The following is a 15,976-nucleotide window of genomic DNA, read 5'->3' as shown; positions in this document are numbered from 1 at the left end:
CACAAGATGAAATACACTTGGATGAAAGCAAAGCGTCGGGATAAAGTGGTTCTTGAACAGGATGTCGCTGAAATTCTCGATGGATTTGGCAAAAAATATAAGTTTGAATTTTAAGTATTTAACTTATTTGAAATTGCTTAGTTCAATGCGGCGATTCACAAGACGGGCGTAGTCCGGCTCTTCTCTGGTCGTGATCGCCAGATCTGAAATGCCAGTGGCTTCAGCGATTTGAGGCCACAGTTCGGGGATCAGCACCCCTTCCATGTCAATGCAAGCGATATTTTGCATGCGAAAACTCATCTGGGTGAAAATGCAAGCCAGAAACCAAGACTCGCCAAAATGATACCTATCATGCGATTCAATACGAGCTGGTGCCGCAGCATCTTTGAACGCAAATGCTCTTCCGAAAAAAACACGGTCACAAGGCTGAACCATACCCAATGCGCCAGTGACATGAATAATCCATAGCCCACTTGCACGGCAATCGACGTTTCAGGTTGAACGATCTGCGTATAGACACTGACCACAAAAAGGGTGGTCTTGGGGTTGAGGGCGTTGGTGAAAAAACCTGTGCGCAATGCGTCGATTGCATCAAGCTCTTTCAATGGTGCTGCGCTGCTGGTCGAGGGTTGCGGGGTAAAAAATGTCTTGTAGCCCACGTAAACCAGATAGACAGCACCAATCAATTTGATGGTCGAAAACAGTCCAGGGGATTCCTGAAGAATAAGGCCGACGCCCAGCATGGTGTACAGCACATGCAACTGAACGCCGAGTGCAATTCCCAGCGAAGCCAGCAGCCCGGCCGATCTCCCATACAGAAGACTGTTGCGTGTGACCATCGCAAAATCTGCGCCTGGGCTGATGACGGCCAAAATGGTGATGGTCGCTACGGCTGCAAGTTCGATCATGGTATAGATGAATATTGTCAGAATTGAGTCCAGCGAGGCTTGGCCCATGGGGATATTATTTATCTCCATGGGCAGCTCGAAAATCGATTTATGCTCACGGACATGATTGAGAAAAAATCACCTTTCGACAGCCGCATCCCGCCCATGAACAGCCTGCGCGTGTTCGAAGCCGCTGCCCGTCACGAGAGCTTCGGGCGGGCGGCGGACGAGTTGCATGTGACGCACGGGGCGGTCAGCCGCCAGATCAAGCAGCTGGAAGAGTCGCTGGGAGTGGATCTCTTCGATCGGCGCAACCGGGCCGTCTTCCTGACGCCTCGGGGCAAGATCCTGCTGGAAGCGTGTACCGAAGCCATGGAGCGGCTGGCGGAGGCCTTGCGGCAGGTGAAGGCGCCCACCGTGGAATTGCCACTGGTCTTGTCATGCGAGCCGACCATCGCCATGCGGTGGCTGATTCCCCGGCTGCCGGCGTTCCGTGAACGGTTCCCGCAGCACCAGATCCATCTGTTGACGGCGGGTGGACCCGTGGACTTCACACGCGACCGGGTGGACCTCGCCTTGCGACGCAACGATTTCAACTGGGGCACGCACTGCCATGCCGAATCCGTGGCGCCTGAGCTGACGGGACCAGTCTGCACCCCCGGTGTGGCGCTGGCCATGGCGTCCGACCTGCCGACGTCTCGCAAACCAAAGTTGCTGCACTCGCGCACACGGCCGAGCGCATGGCAGCGGTGGTTTGACGTGGGTGGGCACAGCCCGGAGGCGGCTGGATCAGAGTATTTCGAACATTTCTATCTGAGCTTGCAGGCTGCAGGTGCAGGCCTGGGCATGGCGATCGGGTCGGCTTACATGGTGGAAGAGGATCTGCGCGATGCGCGTCTGGTCGCGCCGTTCGGCTTCCTGCCGGATGGGTCCGAGTACGTCTTGCTGTCCCCAACCCCATTCAGGAACGACACGCGGCGAATGCTGTTCCTGGACTGGCTCAGGTACGAGATGGGGCACTCCAGGCATGGCGTGGAAAGCCCGTCAGGACGGCTCTAGCACCGCCGACGCCGCCCGCCAGACGCAGTCCCGCAGCGTGCGCACGCTGGCCGAATCGAGCCGCCAGCTCTGCCAGTACAGCGTGACCGAGACGCTGTGGCCGGGGCAGAGATCCACCAGCGTCCCCTCCGCCAACGCTGCCGCCGCCAGCGCGATCGGGTGCAGGCCCCAGCCGAGTCCGGCGATGGTTGCATCGAGAAAGCCCTGCGCCGAGGGCACCCACCACTGCGGCGGCGTGCAGTCCTCGCCAATCACCTCCGACAGGAAGCGGTGCTGCATCTGGTCCTTCTGGTTGTAGACCAGCATCGGCGCGTGCCGGAAGCCCTCGGCCAGGGTCACGCCGGCAAAGTGCCGCTGCGCATAGGCCGGACTCACCGCCGCGATGTAGCGCATCGACCCGAGCGCATCGACCCGGCAGCCACCCACCGGCTCGGCCGCGGCCGTCACGGCGCCGAACACCGTGCCGTTCTTCAGCCATTCGCGGGTGTGGTCCTGGTCATCGACCTGCAGCGCCAGCGTGTCGCCGGTGCGGCTGTGGAAATCGGCCATCGCCGGGATGAACCAGGTCGCCAGGCTGTCGGCGTTGACGGCCACGGGGATGCTGCGCGGCCGGGCGCCAGGCGCACCGGCCTCGGCCAGCGGCTGCAGGTCGTTCTGCAGGTCGGCTTCGAGCATCTCGATCTGCAGGTAGTGGCGGTACAGGCGCGCGCCTTCGGGTGTGGGCGTGACCGGCGCCGAGCGGACCAGCAGCACGCAGCCCAGCCGCTCTTCCAGCGCCTTGACCCGCTGCGACACGGCGGACGGCGTCACGTGCAGTTCGCGCGCGGCGCGCTCGAAGCTGCCCAGGCGCAGCACGGTGGACAGGGCGCGCAGCGCGACAAGGTCGATCATCGAGTGAAGCTCAACTTAATCATGGTTAAGAAGTTTAGCTGTACTACGCCCGCTCGCAGCCCTACGCTGACCCCCATGAACACCAGCACCTACTTCCTCGGCATGGCTGCCAGCGCCGGTCTGATCATGGCCATCGGCGCACAGAACGCCTTCATCCTGCGCCAGGGCGTGCGGCGCGAGCATGTGGCGGCGGTGGTCACCGTGTGCGCGGTGTCGGACGCGGCGCTGATCGCGCTCGGCACGGCAGGCATTGGCGCGGCGTCCGTGGTCTTCCCGCTGGCCATTCCACTCATGACGGTCGCGGGCATCCTGTTCCTGTCGGTCTACGGCTTGCGGGCGGCGCGGCGGGCGTGGCAGCCCACGGGAGAGGGTCTGAACGGGCACGGTGGCCCGGCGCTGTCGCTGCGATCGGCGCTGCTGCAGGCGGCGGCCTTCAGCTGGCTCAACCCCCACGCCTGGCTCGACACGACCGTGCTGCTGGGCTCGCTGGCCAATGCGCAGGGGGACGAGGGGCGCTGGACGTTTGCGGCCGGCGCGATGACGTCGAGCCTGTTGTGGTTCACGGTGCTGGCGTGGGCCGCCGGGCGGCTGGCGCCGCTGTTCCGCAGGCCGCACACCTGGCGTGTGTTCGATGCTGGCGTGGCGATGATGATGATCGCGCTGGCGGGCAGCCTGACGCTGCAGACCCTGAAGGGTTGAGGCCCGGAGCGGATCACCCCAGCCGGTTCGCCAGCGACAGCAGCGCCAGCAGCATCATCCACAGCACCATCGAGCGCCACACCAGTCCGACCACCGAGCGCAGGTGCGCCAGCGTCGGCGGCGCGCCCGGGGTGCTTCCCTGCCCGTCGACCACTTCTTCGCCGGGCAGCGCCACGGCAAAGTTGCCGGCGGCCCGCGCCGCCAGGGACGGCGCCTCGGCCCCGCCCAGCGACACACCGCAGGCACCGGCGGCCGCGGACAGCAGGATGCCGTCGTTCGACTGCTTCCACAGCCCCGCGCACTGCCGCCAGCAGTCCACCGCTTCCTCGAAGTTGCCAACCACCGCGAAACCCGCGGCCGTCAGTCGCGCGGGGACATGGTCAAGCACCGAGAACGCCGCCTGCGAACGCAGCATCAGCGCGCCGTTGACGGGGGCCGTTTCGGCGCGGATCTTGAAGGCCCAGTAGCGGGCGCAGAAATCCGACATGCGGTAGACCACCGCGCCCACCGGCCCCAGACCGAGCGCCGAGCCCAGCACGAACCAGAAGAAGACGCCGAACACATGCCGGTGCGCTGCCAGCAGTGCGTGTTCGATGACGTGGCGCAGCAGCTCGGTGCGGGGCAGTTCGCTGGCGTCGAGGTGGCGCCACTCCTGCAGCACGCTGCGGGCGCGGTCCTCGTCGCCCTGCTCCAGCGCGTCGCGGATGTCGGTGAAGTAGTGGCTGAACTGGCGGAAGCCCAGCGTCAGGTAGAGGATCAGCAGGTTGAAGCCGAGCGCCAGGATCAGGCTCTGGTGGTGCAGCAGCGCGAACACGCCCCACGCCAGCAGCGCTGGCGTGAAGACCGTGACCGCCCAGACCACCCAGGCGTGGTGTTCACGCCCGGCGTCGAAGTTGCGTGCGGTCCAGCGGGCCCAGTCGATCAGGGCTTCGTGGACGGGGTTGCCCTGCGGCAGCGGCCGCAGTTGTTCAACAATCAAGGCCAGCAGGACGGCGAGGAAACTCATGCCATCAATGATAACGGTGTGAACAACGACACGGCATGGGCCTTGACCCGCATGAACAATCAGGCCGACAGAAAGCGGTAGAGGTTGCGCAGCATCGCCGCCGTGGCACCCCAGATGAAGTACTCGCGCTCGTCGCCTTCCGCCGACGGGCCGCGCCAGGGCATCGACAGGAACTGCCGGCGCTCGGTCGGCGTGTCGAAGAGGTGGATCTGGTGGTGCGCGGGTGTCATCAGGAACTCCAGCGGTACCTCGAACGCCTCGGCGACCTCGCCACCGTCGATCTGCAGCTCGAACGGCCGGTGCACCAGCGCCACCACCGGGGTCACGACATAGGACGTGACGGTGGTGTACGCCGGCAGCGCGCCGATGACTTCGATGTGCCGGTCATCGAGCCCGATTTCCTCGCGCGCCTCGCGCAGCGCGGTCACGACTGGATCGACTTCGCCAGGATCCACACGCCCACCGGGAAAACTGATCTGCCCGGCGTGGTCGCGCAAGTGGTCGGTGCGGCGGGTCAGCAGCACGCGCAGCCCGTCCTCGTGCACCACCAGCGCCACCAGCACGGCCGCAGCGGCGGGCGCACGGTCCGACAGCGGGCCACCACCATCGCCGCGGAATTCCGGCTGCCAGACGGGCGGTGACGCAAAGCGTGCCTTGAGCCGGGCGGGGGTGAGGCGCTCGCCCGCCAGGGCGGGCAGGTGGAGGTCGGCGCCGGCCACCGGCACGGCACGTGGATCGCGGATCAGGGTGGGACGTCGAGACATGTTTTCAGCATAGGCCGAAAACGACAAAGCCGCCCGGAGGCGGCCTTGTTGCCGAGGCGTCCTGCGTGCAGGATGCCTGGGTCGGCGGGTGAGCCAGCGATCAGGCCAGCTTTTCCTTGATGCGTGCCGACTTGCCGCTGCGCTGGCGCAGGTAGTACAGCTTGGCGCGGCGGACGTCACCGCGGCGCTTGACTTCGATCTTGGCGATCAGCGGGCTGTACAGCTGGAACGTGCGCTCCACGCCTTCGCCGCTGGAGATCTTGCGCACGATGAAGTTGCTGTTCAGGCCCCGGTTGCGGCGGGCGATCACGACACCTTCGTAGGCCTGCATGCGCTTGCGGGTGCCTTCGACGACGTTGACGCTGACGATCACCGTGTCGCCGGGGGCGAAGACGGGAATGATCTTGTTGAGTCGAGCGATTTCTTCTTGCTCGAGTTCTTGGATGAGGTTCATGGGAGCTCCAGGCGATCGTGCTTGCAAGGGCGGGGGCTCATGCCGAGCACCCGACTGCCTTCAGGCAGAGGATCAAAACCCAAGATTATAGCCGGATTTTCGACAGGTACAGCTCGTCGGCCCGGCTGAGGCGGCCCGCCTGGCGGGCCGCGGTGATCAGGTCCGGCCGGCGGCGTGCCGTGAGTTCCAGTTGACGCTCGCGGCGCCAGGTGGCGATGTGCGCGTGGTGGCCCGACAGCAGCACGGGCGGCACGGCGTCGTCGCCCAGCGTCTCGGGGCGGCTGTAGTGGGGGCAGTCGAGCAGGCCGTCGGAAAAACTGTCCTGCTCGTGCGAGGCCGCGGCGTTCAGAACACCCGGCTGCAGGCGCGTCACGGCGTCCAGCAGCGTCAGCGCCGGCAGTTCGCCGCCCGACAGCACGAAGTCGCCCAGGCTGAGTTCCTCGTCCACATGGCGGTCGATGAAGCGCTGGTCCAGCCCTTCGTAGCGGCCGCAGACCAGGATCGCCCCCGGACTGGCCGCCAGCGCCTGCACCCGCGACTGGGTCAGCGTGGTGCCGGCAGGACTGAAGAGGATGACCGGGGCAGCGGTCGCCACCTCGGCGCGGTCCTGGCGAATCACCGCGAGCGCACGTTCCAGCGGCTCGACCAGCATCACCATGCCGGGACCGCCGCCATAGGCACGGTCATCGACGCGGCGGTAGGTGTTGTCGGCGTGGTCGCGCAGCGGCCACAGGCGCACGTCGACCTGCCCGGTCGTGTAGGCGCGGCGGGTCACGCCGACCTTCAGGAAGGGGTCGAACAGCTCGGGAAACAGGGTGACGATGTCGAAGCGCACAGCGGATGTCGGTGCAGCCGATGCGGCTGGCGCCGCGGGGTCAGTAGTCCAGGCCCCAGTCGGCCACGATGCGCCGCTCGGTCAGGCTGACATCGTCGATGTAGGCGGCGACGAAGGGGATCAGGCGCTCGACGGTGCGGGGCGTGCCGGCCTCGTCGACGCTCTCGGCGGTCAGGCGCATCACGCTGTGGGCGCCGGTGTCCATCATCTCGGCGACCGTGCCCAGCGCTGCACCGTCACGGTTGACGACGTTCAGGCCGATCAGGTCGATCCAGTAGTACTCGCCGTCGTCCGTCTTCGGGAAGATCGAACGCGACACGAAGATGCGGGCGCCGCGCAGCGCTTCGGCGCCATTGCGGTCGGCGACTTCGCGCACGGAGGCGATCACGCCGTCGCTGTGCTCCTTGACCAGCGTGACGTTCAGCACCTTGGGCAGCGCAGGCGCCTCCTTGGCGCGCGGCTTGCCGGCAGGCGGCTGCAGGAACCAGTGCCGTGCCTTGAGCACGACCTGCGGATCCGCCGCGTAGGGCTGGATCCGCAGCCAGCCCTTGATGCCCCAGGCATCGGCCACCCGCGCGACCTCGATGGCGTCTTCGGGCCAGGCCACGGCGTCATCGGTGGTGGTCACGGTCATGGTGGGGGCGCTCGGGGCAGTCAGGGCAAGGGCAATCAGGCAGCGGCGGCGACGGGCGCAGCGACCGTGGACTTGGCTTGCTTGATCAGACGCTCGACGGTGGGCGACAGTTGTGCACCGACGCTGGTCCAGTAGTCCACGCGGTCGAAGGCGACGCGCAGGGCTTCAGCTTGGCCGGAAGCCACCGGGTTGTAGAAGCCGACGCGCTCGATGAAGCGGCCGTCACGGCGGTTCTGGCTGTGGGCCACGACCAGGTTGTAGAACGGGCGCTTCTTGGCGCCGCCACGGGAAAGACGAATCACGACCATGATGTTTCCTTGATCAAAGGTATAGAAGGCAAAACCAGAGACCCACGCGACCAGGAGACACTCAGGCCAGCAGATCAGACAATGTCGTGCGCAGACCGCAACTTCATGCGGGCTTCACGCGACAACCACATTCTTTCCGACCCCGTTAGATCGCGCTGCGTGGCATGGAGCCGGTCAGCCGTCGTCGGAAAACCCAAGATTATAAACTCTCCCGGACTTCCATGAACGCTCCCATGATTCGCCCCAGCAAGGAAGCTGACCTGCCGGCCATCACCGCCATCTATGCCGCGAACGTCGATCACGGCACCGGCACCTTCGAGATCGATGCGCCGGACCTCGCCGAGATGACCCGTCGCCGCGCCGATGTGCTCGGCAAGGGCCTGCCCTGGCTCGTCGTCGAACACGACCTCGGCCATGGCCCCGAGGTGCTCGGCTATGCCTACGCCAACCACTTCCGCGCGCGCCCCGCCTGGCGCTTCGCACTGGAGGATTCGATCTATCTGTCGCCGCGCGCCCACCGCCTGGGACTGGGCCGGCTGCTGCTGGCCGAGCTGATCGCGCAGTGCACCGCGCTGGGCGCACGGCAGCTGCTCGCGGTGATCGGCGACTCGGACAACCTTGGCTCGGTCGGCGTGCACCGGGCCTGCGGTTTCGAGGCGCTCGGCGTGATGCGCTCGGTCGGCTGGAAATTCGATCGCTGGCTCGATGTGGTGATGATGCAACGCACGCTGGGTGCAGGCGACAATATCGGCCCGTCAACAACCCCGCCTGGAGCCTCGACATGAGCGCCGTGAAATCGAAGACGCTGGCCACCTGGCTCGCCGTGGTGGGAGGCGGCTTCGGGCTGCACCGGTTCTACCTGCACGGCCTGCGCGATGTGTGGGGCTGGGTGCACGTGCCGCTCACGCTGCTCGGCATGGCCGGCGTTCAGCGCATGGCCGCCTTCGGCCTGGACGACAGCGCCGCGCCGTGGCTGCTGCCGCTGGGCGGGCTGTCCATCACCGCGGGAATGCTCGCCGCCATCCTCTGCGGCCTGACCAGCGACGAGCGCTGGGATGCCCGCCACAACCCCGGCGCACCGGCCGGACAGGGCTCGCCGGCCGCTGGCTGGGGGGCGGTGCTCGGCGTGGTGGCCGCCTTGCTGCTGGGCGCGACGATGCTGCTCTCGTCGATCACCTTCACGCTCCAGCGCTACTTCGAATCCCAGGTCGAAGCCGCCCACCAGATCAGCCGCTGAGGCCAGCCCGCGGCATCCGGACAGGTCAGGGCAGGAAGGCCCGGGCGCCAGGACTTCACGCCGCGCAGAAACCCGATGGAACCAGAGTGGGTTCAGGCCGGCGCGATGCCCTGCTCTGCCGCGAGGCGCTGCGCGCGGGCCGGCCAGTCGGACGCATCCATGCCAGCGGGCAGCACGATTTGCCCGGGCAGCGCCGCGCACAGTTGCAGCAGCGGCAGCAGCACGAAGGCCCGCTCGGTCATGCGGGGATGCGGCAGCGTGAGGCGCGCGGTGTGGCGCTGCAGGTCGCCGTGGAGCAGCAGGTCCAGGTCGAGCGTGCGCGGCGCGTTCGGATAGGGGCGCTCGCGGCCGTGGGCGTGCTCGATGGCCTGCAGGGCGTCCAGCAGCGCCTCGGGCGACAGGCAGGTGCGCACACAGGCGACGGCGTTGAGATAGTCCGGCCCGCTGGACTCGACCGGGCGGCTGCGCCAGCGGCCAGACGCTGCCACCCAGGTGGTCTGCGGCAACGCGGCCAGCGCAGCACAGGCGGCGTCCAGCGCCGCGGCGGCGTCGCCCAGGTTGGCGCCCAGGCCGATGCAGGCCAGCAGCGCCGGGACGTCGTCAGGACGAGGCAGCGTCATCCGGTTCCGACGCGGACGCGGCGGCTGAACGCTCACCGGCCGGCTTGCGGCGGCGACGGCGCTTGCGGGCGGCCGGAGCGGGTGCACCGGCCGGCGCAGCCTCGCCCTCGACGCTCGGCGCACGGGCAGCGGCCGCACCGCCGGCAGCGCGACGGGCCTGGTCCTGCACGCGGGCCTCGGTCAGCAGGTCTTCGCGCCCGGCCTCGTTCGCGGTGGAGAACTCCTCCCACCAGCGGGCCAGATCGGCATCGGCTTCCCCGGCATCGGCACGCAGGCGCAGGAAGTCGAACCCGGCCCGGAAGCGCGCCTGCTCTACCAGCGACAGCGCCGACGAGGGCGTGCGGCGCTCGAAGCGCGGCTGCATCAGCCAGATTTCGCGCATGTCGGCGGCCAACTTGCCGCGGCCGGAGATGTCGCCGATGCGGGCATCGAACACGGCGTCGGTGGCCGTCTGCATCGCGGCGACCGGGCCCTCGCCCTTGAGGCGCAGCTGCTCGGTCCGGCGCAGCACGTCGTGCCACAGCATGCAGGCCAGCATGAAGCTCGGCGCCACCGGCTTGCCCTCGCCGACGCGGCGGTCGGTATCCGCCAGCGCGCGCTGGATGAACTGCTCGCGGCCGTCATGCTGGTGCGCATCGTCGAGCACGGCGTCGAGGATCGGGAAGATGCCCTTGTGCAGGCCCTGCTTGCGCAGCTCTTCCAGGCTGGCGAGCGAGTGGCCCGTCTGCAGCAGCTTGATCATCTCGTCGAACAGGCGGCTCGCCGGCACGTTGGCCAGCAGCTCGGCGCAGGCGCGGATCGGCTTGCGCGTGCCGGGCTCGATCTCGAAGCCCAGCTTGGCCGCGAAACGCACGACGCGGATGATGCGCACCGGGTCTTCGCGGTAGCGCGTCACCGGGTCGCCGATCATGCGCAGCAGGCGCTTCTTGGCGTCGGCCAGGCCGTGGTGGTAGTCGACGACGATCTGGCGGCGCGGGTCGTAGTAGAGCGCGTTGACGGTGAAGTCACGGCGCGCGGCGTCCTCGTCCTGCGGGCCCCAGACATTGTCCCGCAGCACGCGGCCGCTGGCGTCCACCACATGGCTCTTGCCGGCGAGTTCGGACTTGGAGGTCTTCTCGTTGCCCGCCACCTGCTCTGCGGCGCTCGCGTCGAGGTAGGCGCGGAAGGTGGAGACCTCGATCACCTCGTGCTCGCGGCCGCGGCCATGCACGACGTGGACGATGCGGAAGCGCCGGCCGATGATGAAGGCGCGGCGGAACAGCGCCTTCACCTGCTCCGGCGTCGCGCTGGTGGCGACGTCGAAGTCCTTGGGGCGGTGGCCGAGCAGCAGGTCGCGCACGGCGCCGCCGACGACGTAGGCCTCGTAGCCCGCGTCCTGCAGCGTGGTGACCACCTTCACGGCGCGGTCGTCGAGCAGGGCCGGGTTGATGCCGTGCTCGGACACGGGCACCTCCACCCGCACGCCGATCACCGGTCCGACCGGCACGGCAGCCTCGGGTTCGGCGGCGGGCGTCTGCGGGCCGGTGGGGGTCTTGCCGGCAGATTTGCCCAGCAGCTTGTCGATGAATTTCTTGATCATGGGAAGAGCCGCAGGATGCGCCAGCCGCGTTCGCGGGCAGTGGCCTCGAGCGCGGGACTCGGGTTGGTCGCCACCGGTTCGGTGGCCAATTCCAGCAGCGGCAGGTCGTTGGGCGAGTCGCTGTAGACGCTGATGCCGGAGAAGTCGCTCAGGCGGTGGCCCAGGCTGGCAAGCCAGTCGTGGACCCGGCCGACCTTGCCTTCGCGGAAGGTGGGCGTGCCGCGGATGGTACCCGCCCAGCGGCCGTCGGGTTCGCGGTCGAGCTGGACTGCGAGCAGGTGCTCGACGCCGAACTCGGCCGCGATCGGCGTGGTGACAAACTCGTTGGTCGCCGTGACGATGGCCACGAGATCGCCCCGCTGCTGGTGCTGGCGCACCAGCTCCAGCGCCTGCGCGTGCACGTTCGGGCGCAGCACCTCCTGCATGAAGCGGGCGTGCGCGGCAGCGGATTCAGGCAGCGGGCGGTCGCGCCAGGCGGCGGTGGTGAAGGCGATGTAGGCCGGCAGGTCGAGCGTGCCGGCCTGGTAGTCGGCGTAGAAGGCGTCGTTGCGGGCACGGAAGGTGTCGCCGTCGGCCCAGCCGATCTCCACCATGAACTCGCCAAAGGCGTGGTCGGAGTCGATGGGGATCAGCGTGCCGTCGAGGTCGAACAGGCAGAGGTGGCGGTCGTTCTGGGACATCGGTTTCGGATTCAGATCGTGTACAGGTCGGGTTCGGCCAGCATCTGGCGCAGCAGCGACAGCGTCACGGGCCGCTTGGCCGCCAGGGCGTAGCGGTCGAGGCGGCCCAGCAATTCCATCAGGTGGGTCAGGTCCCGCTCGCTGTGGCTGAGTAGGTAGGCCAGCACCTCGTCGCTCAGCGCGATGCCCCGGCGGCCGGCATCGCGCCGCAGCAGCGCGCAGACCTGCTCGTCCGTCGGCGGCACCAGGCGGTAGACCAGGCCCCAGGCCAGCCGTGTGCGCAGGTCGTCGCGCACGGGCAGGTCCACCGGCGGCAGGCGACCACCAGCGATGATGGGCACCCCGGCGGTCGTCGCCTCGATGAACATGCGGAAGGCCTCGTGCTGGCGGTCGGCGTCGTAGCGGTCGCAGTCGTCGAGCAGCAGCAGGCGCGCTTCCTCGTCGTACTCCCAGGGCGTGGGCGTGGTCAGGTCGAACTTCATCGTGCGCAGCCCGAAGGACTGCGCCTGGCTGACCGCCGCCTGCAGCAGGTGCGTCTTGCCGCTGCCGGGCGGACCCCACAGGTACAGCGGCATCGACGGACTCGGCGACAGCAGGGCCATGAGCACCTGCTCCCACTGGGCGTTGCCGCCGGGCAGGAAAGTGTCGAACCGGAGTACTGGCTCCGGTCCGAAGGCGAGCGGCACCTGCCGCATCAGCGGAGATGTCCGGTCACGAGGCAATCCACGAGGCATTCGCGAGGTTCATCCCTGGTAAAGCCGACTGGCCACATAGCCTGCACGCATCCGGCGCAAGGCCACCAGCACCAGCGCACCGGCCGGCAGCGCCAGCAGCACGCCGACAAAGCCGAACAGGTGCCCGAAGGCCAGCAGCACGAAGATCACCGCCAGCGGATGCAGGCCGATGCGCTCGCCGACGAGCCGGGGCGTGAGGAAGAAGCTCTCGATCACCTGGCCCGCGCCATAGACCACCGCCACCACCCCCACGCCGTACAGACTGGCGTATTGCAACACACCCGCCAGCAAGGCCAGCGCGGCGCCGATGCCGAAGCCCACGTAGGGGACGAAGATCGCGAGTCCCGTGAAGATGCCCACCGGCAGCGCGAGGTCGAAGCGCGCCAGCGCCAGTGCCACCGTGTAGTAGGCCGCGAGGATCAGCATCACCAGCAGCTGACCACGCAGATATTGCCCCAGCACGGCATCGCATTCCCGCGCGAAATCGAGCACGGCATCGAGATAGCGCGGCGGCACGATGCGGAGCAACCGTCGCAGCAGGTCGTGCCAGTCGAGCAGCAGGTAGAAGGTCACCACCGGCACCAGCACCGCATTGCCGATGATGGCCAGCAGGAAACTGCCGCCGATGCGCGCCGAACTCAGCAGCGTCGCCAGCCAGCCGTCGCCCTTGGCATCGAAGTACTTGAGCACGAAGGCCTTGATGCTCTCGATGTCGAGGCTGATCGCGATGCCGAACTGCGCCAGCCGGGGCGCCAGGTGGTCGTTGAGCCGCACCGCGAGCACGGGAATCTGGTCCCGGAGCACGGGCAGCTCCCGCGAGATGATCGGCACGATCAGCAGCAGCACCCCCAGCGCCGCCGCCATCGCCCCCAGTTCCACCAGCACCACGGCCAGCGCCCGCGGCAGATACCGGGACAGCCGGTCGACCGCCGGCTGCAGCACGTAGGCCAGCACGGCGGCGGTCAGGAAGGGCATGAGCACCGGTGCGAGCAGCCACACCAGCACGACCGAAGCCCCGGCAAGTGCCAGCCAGGCGAGCATCAGGCGTTGGGTCAGGGGCAGCTTCATGCGGGACATTGTCTCAGCATGGCGCAGTCGGATTCAGTGCCACCGCGGCGGACCGGCATCCCGCAAGGCGGCCAGCTGCGCCGACACCCGCGACCGGTCGGACGTAGCCCCCGCGTGCTGCAGGTAGAGCGCCAGATCCTCGATCGCCAGTGCGGTCTGGCCGAGCGCCGCGAGCGTCTGGCCGCGCTCGCGGCGCAGGGTCCAGTCGAGCGGCTCCAGCACGACCTGGCGGTGCTGCACCTGCAGCAGGCGCGGCAGGTCGCCGTCCTCGCGGTGCAGCCGGGCCAGGTTGCGCAGCATGCGCGACAGGATCTCGCGCCCCGACGCCGGCTGGAGGTATTCGCTGAGCAACTCGCCCAGCCCCATGCCGGTTTCCAGGTCGAAGCGCATCTCGTGGCTGAGGTAGGGCTCCAGCCGCTCCTCCAGCTCCGCGCGGGTCAGCGAGCGGCCGTCGACGGGATCAATCACCGCGTCGCCCAGCGGCAGGTGCAGCTTGATCAGGAAATGGCCGGGGAAGGAAATACCGTCCGCCTGCAGCCCGAGCTGTCCGGCCAGTTCCAGGTAAAGCACCGCCAGCGCGATCGGCAGGCCGCGCCGCCGCTGCAGCACCGCGTGGAGGTGGCTGTTGTCGGCGTCGCGCAGGTCATTGACGTTGCCGCCGAAGCCGAGATCGCGGTAGAAGAACTGGTGCAGGCCACGCACCCGCTGCAGCGCGCCGGCATCGGCCGGCAGGCGCTGCCGCAGGCGCTGCGCGAGTTCGTCCAGCTCGGTCTGCAGCGCAGCGAGGTCCAGCGCCGGGTGGTCGACCAGCGCGATGGCGCCGGCCGCTTCGGTCAGCGACAGGCTGTCGTCATCGCGCACGAGAGCGGCGAAATAGTCCAGCGGGGACGGCGAGGAGCACTCCATGCCCGAAAGTGTATCGGCCAGCGCTCAACGGCGTGCAAATTGCCGCAAGTTGACCCCAGCCAGCAGCAGCACGCCGAAATACACCAGCCCCGCCAGCGCCAGCACCCCGGCCAGCACCGCCACACGCAGGCCGGACTGCGACCGCAGGCCGATCCAGTCGATCGCGTGTGCCGCCCAGGCCAGCCCGGCCCCCATCACCGCGCAGCCCGCCCCCACCCGCAGCCCGAACGCCAGCCAGCCCGGCGACGGCTGGTAGCTGCCCCGCTTGCGCAGACCGATCAGCAGCCAGGTCGCGTTGACCAGCGCCGCCAGCCCGATCGACAGCGCCAGCCCGGCGTGTCCCAGCAGCGGCACGAAGATGGCGTTCATCACCTGCGTCAGCGCGAGCACGGTGATGGCGATGCGCACGGGGGTGCGGATGTCCTGCCGCGCGTAGAAGCCCGGCGCCAGCACCTTGATCGCCACCAGCCCCATCAGCCCGGCGCCGTAGCCCATCAGCGCCAGCACCGTCTGCTGCACATCGGTGGCGGTGAAGCGGCCGTAGTGGTAGAGCACGACCACCAGCGGCTGCGGAAACACCAGCAGCGCCACCGCGCACGGCAGCGCCAGCAGCACCACCAGACGCAGCCCCCAGTCGAGCAGCGCCGAGTACCCCGCCATGTCGCCCTTGGCCTGTGCGGCCGAGAGCTGCGGCAACAGCACGACGCCCATCGCCACGCCGAGCAGTGCGGTCGGGAACTCCATCAGCCGGTCGGCATAGGTCAGCCAGGAGACCGAGCCGGCGGCGAGGTGCGAGGCGATCTGCGTGTTCACCAGCAGCGACAGTTGTGCCACCGACACGCCGAGCAGTGCCGGTGCCATCTGCTTCAGGATGCGGTGTACGCCCTCGTGCGCCCAGGCGTTCCGGAAGGCCGCGACGGTGAAGCCAAGGTGCGGCATCACGCCGACCGAGCGCAGCGCCGGCAGCTGCACGCCGAGCTGCAGCAGCCCGCCGATCATCACGCCCACCGCCAGCGCGTACACCGGCGGAATGCCCCAGCGCGTGAACTGCGGCGCCAGCAGCCAGGCCGCGCCGATCACGCTCAGGTTGAGCAGCACCGGCGTGATGGCCGGCACCGCGAAGCGCTTCCACGAGTTCAGGATGCCCGCCGACAGCGCCACCAGCGACATGCAGCCGATGTAGGGAAACATCAGACGCGTCATCACGACCGCCGAGTCCTGCGCCTCGGCCGGCAGTCCGGAAGCCATCACCCACACCAGCACCGGCGAGCCGAGCACCCCGACCGCGCACACGACCACCAGCGACCACATCAGCACGGTGGCCACCGCGTCGATCAGCGTCTGGGTGGCCGCATCCCCGTTCGTCGTGCGGGAGGCGGCCAGGATCGGCACGAAGGCCTGCGAGAACGCACCCTCGGCAAACAGGCGGCGCAGCAGGTTCGGGATGCGGAAGGCGACCTGGAAGGCATCGGTGGCACTGCTCGCGCCGAAGGCCGCCGCGATGAGCTGCTCGCGCACGAGCCCGGTGATCCGGGACGCCAGTGTGAGCGCCGACACGACAGAGGCAGAACGAAGCAGACTCATGGGCAGGGGTTCTCGGTCGCAAAGCCTGCGA

Annotated in this window: 20 protein-coding genes; 4 read left to right on the top strand and 16 right to left on the bottom strand. The window is 68.1% G+C overall.

Annotated features, from left to right (window positions below):
* Window positions 1-123: 123 nt before the first annotated feature.
* A complete protein-coding gene (locus tag AABN02_RS09050) occupies window positions 124-288 on the bottom strand; it encodes a hypothetical protein (protein WP_338414599.1) in 165 nt (54 codons plus the stop codon).
* Between the two features lie 8 nt (window positions 289-296).
* Window positions 297-908, bottom strand: coding sequence for a LysE family transporter (locus AABN02_RS09045; protein WP_338414600.1), 612 nt, complete (start codon window positions 906-908; stop codon window positions 297-299).
* Between the two features lie 90 nt (window positions 909-998).
* On the opposite strand from AABN02_RS09045, the gene AABN02_RS09040 reads away from it, so the two are divergent.
* Entirely contained in the window at window positions 999-1,946 is a 948-nt protein-coding gene (locus AABN02_RS09040) for a LysR family transcriptional regulator (protein ID WP_338414598.1), read from the top strand.
* Here the strand turns inward: AABN02_RS09040 and AABN02_RS09035 are convergent.
* Window positions 1,932-2,837 carry a LysR family transcriptional regulator ArgP gene (locus AABN02_RS09035; protein WP_338414597.1) on the bottom strand — a complete coding sequence of 302 codons (906 nt, stop codon included), beginning with the start codon at window positions 2,835-2,837 and terminating at the stop codon, window positions 1,932-1,934. The two genes, AABN02_RS09040 and AABN02_RS09035, sit on opposite strands and share 15 nt — an antisense overlap.
* Before the next feature lie 75 nt (window positions 2,838-2,912).
* Between AABN02_RS09035 and AABN02_RS09030 the strand changes: the two genes are divergently transcribed.
* Window positions 2,913-3,536, top strand: coding sequence for a LysE/ArgO family amino acid transporter (locus AABN02_RS09030; protein WP_338414596.1), 624 nt, complete (start codon window positions 2,913-2,915; stop codon window positions 3,534-3,536).
* Between the two features lie 13 nt (window positions 3,537-3,549).
* Here AABN02_RS09030 and AABN02_RS09025 read toward each other — a convergent pair whose 3' ends face one another.
* The 6 genes from AABN02_RS09025 to rpsP all read right to left on the bottom strand — a co-directional run bounded on the left by AABN02_RS09025 (window position 3,550) and on the right by rpsP (window position 7,537).
* Entirely contained in the window at window positions 3,550-4,542 is a 993-nt protein-coding gene (locus tag AABN02_RS09025; protein ID WP_338414595.1) for a CobD/CbiB family protein, read from the bottom strand.
* Between the two features lie 59 nt (window positions 4,543-4,601).
* Window positions 4,602-5,306 carry a CoA pyrophosphatase gene (locus tag AABN02_RS09020; protein ID WP_338414594.1) on the bottom strand — a complete coding sequence of 235 codons (705 nt, stop codon included), beginning with the start codon at window positions 5,304-5,306 and terminating at the stop codon, window positions 4,602-4,604.
* Between the two features lie 100 nt (window positions 5,307-5,406).
* Complete coding sequence (gene rplS / locus AABN02_RS09015) at window positions 5,407-5,760, bottom strand: 50S ribosomal protein L19 (protein WP_338414593.1); 354 nt, start codon at window positions 5,758-5,760, stop codon at window positions 5,407-5,409.
* An 85-nt stretch (window positions 5,761-5,845) separates the two neighbouring features.
* Entirely contained in the window at window positions 5,846-6,595 is a 750-nt protein-coding gene (gene trmD, locus AABN02_RS09010; protein WP_338414592.1) for a tRNA (guanosine(37)-N1)-methyltransferase TrmD, read from the bottom strand.
* Between the two features lie 40 nt (window positions 6,596-6,635).
* Entirely contained in the window at window positions 6,636-7,229 is a 594-nt protein-coding gene (gene rimM / locus AABN02_RS09005) for a ribosome maturation factor RimM (protein ID WP_338414591.1), read from the bottom strand.
* 35 nt (window positions 7,230-7,264) lie between these two features.
* Window positions 7,265-7,537 (bottom strand): 30S ribosomal protein S16, encoded by a 273-nt coding sequence (rpsP, locus tag AABN02_RS09000; RefSeq protein ID WP_322587076.1) that lies wholly within the window; start codon window positions 7,535-7,537, stop codon window positions 7,265-7,267.
* A 233-nt stretch (window positions 7,538-7,770) separates the two neighbouring features.
* On the opposite strand from rpsP, the gene AABN02_RS08995 reads away from it, so the two are divergent.
* Window positions 7,771-8,322, top strand: a complete 552-nt coding sequence (locus AABN02_RS08995; protein ID WP_338414590.1) for an N-acetyltransferase family protein — start codon at window positions 7,771-7,773, stop codon at window positions 8,320-8,322.
* Entirely contained in the window at window positions 8,319-8,774 is a 456-nt protein-coding gene (locus tag AABN02_RS08990) for a hypothetical protein (RefSeq protein WP_338414589.1), read from the top strand. The genes AABN02_RS08995 and AABN02_RS08990 overlap by 4 nt, the downstream gene beginning before the upstream one ends.
* Before the next feature lie 92 nt (window positions 8,775-8,866).
* Here the strand turns inward: AABN02_RS08990 and folK are convergent, their stop codons facing one another.
* Genes folK through murJ form a run of 7 tightly spaced genes read right to left on the bottom strand, consistent with a single transcriptional unit; the run spans window position 8,867 to window position 15,945 of the window.
* Window positions 8,867-9,394 carry a 2-amino-4-hydroxy-6-hydroxymethyldihydropteridine diphosphokinase gene (gene folK / locus AABN02_RS08985; RefSeq protein WP_338414588.1) on the bottom strand — a complete coding sequence of 176 codons (528 nt, stop codon included), beginning with the start codon at window positions 9,392-9,394 and terminating at the stop codon, window positions 8,867-8,869.
* Window positions 9,375-10,973 carry a polynucleotide adenylyltransferase PcnB gene (pcnB, locus tag AABN02_RS08980; RefSeq protein ID WP_338414587.1) on the bottom strand — a complete coding sequence of 533 codons (1,599 nt, stop codon included), beginning with the start codon at window positions 10,971-10,973 and terminating at the stop codon, window positions 9,375-9,377. The genes folK and pcnB overlap by 20 nt, the downstream gene beginning before the upstream one ends.
* On the bottom strand, window positions 10,970-11,653 hold the full coding sequence (locus tag AABN02_RS08975) for an HAD family hydrolase (RefSeq protein WP_338414586.1): 684 nt from the start codon (window positions 11,651-11,653) through the stop codon (window positions 10,970-10,972). Before AABN02_RS08975 ends, pcnB begins: the two co-directional genes overlap by 4 nt.
* Before the next feature lie 11 nt (window positions 11,654-11,664).
* A complete protein-coding gene (gene hda / locus AABN02_RS08970; RefSeq protein WP_338414585.1) occupies window positions 11,665-12,348 on the bottom strand; it encodes a DnaA regulatory inactivator Hda in 684 nt (227 codons plus the stop codon).
* 48 nt (window positions 12,349-12,396) lie between these two features.
* Window positions 12,397-13,455, bottom strand: coding sequence for an AI-2E family transporter (locus AABN02_RS08965; RefSeq protein ID WP_338414584.1), 1,059 nt, complete (start codon window positions 13,453-13,455; stop codon window positions 12,397-12,399).
* 33 nt (window positions 13,456-13,488) lie between these two features.
* Window positions 13,489-14,361, bottom strand: coding sequence for a tetratricopeptide repeat protein (locus tag AABN02_RS08960; RefSeq protein WP_338414583.1), 873 nt, complete (start codon window positions 14,359-14,361; stop codon window positions 13,489-13,491).
* A 24-nt stretch (window positions 14,362-14,385) separates the two neighbouring features.
* On the bottom strand, window positions 14,386-15,945 hold the full coding sequence (gene murJ, locus AABN02_RS08955) for a murein biosynthesis integral membrane protein MurJ (protein WP_338414582.1): 1,560 nt from the start codon (window positions 15,943-15,945) through the stop codon (window positions 14,386-14,388).
* Window positions 15,946-15,976: the final 31 nt, after the last annotated feature.

The sequence above is a fragment of the uncultured Sphaerotilus sp. genome, assembly GCF_963924895.1.
Taxonomy (GTDB): domain Bacteria; phylum Pseudomonadota; class Gammaproteobacteria; order Burkholderiales; family Burkholderiaceae_C; genus Sphaerotilus.
This window is presented reverse-complemented; position numbering and strand designations above follow the sequence as displayed.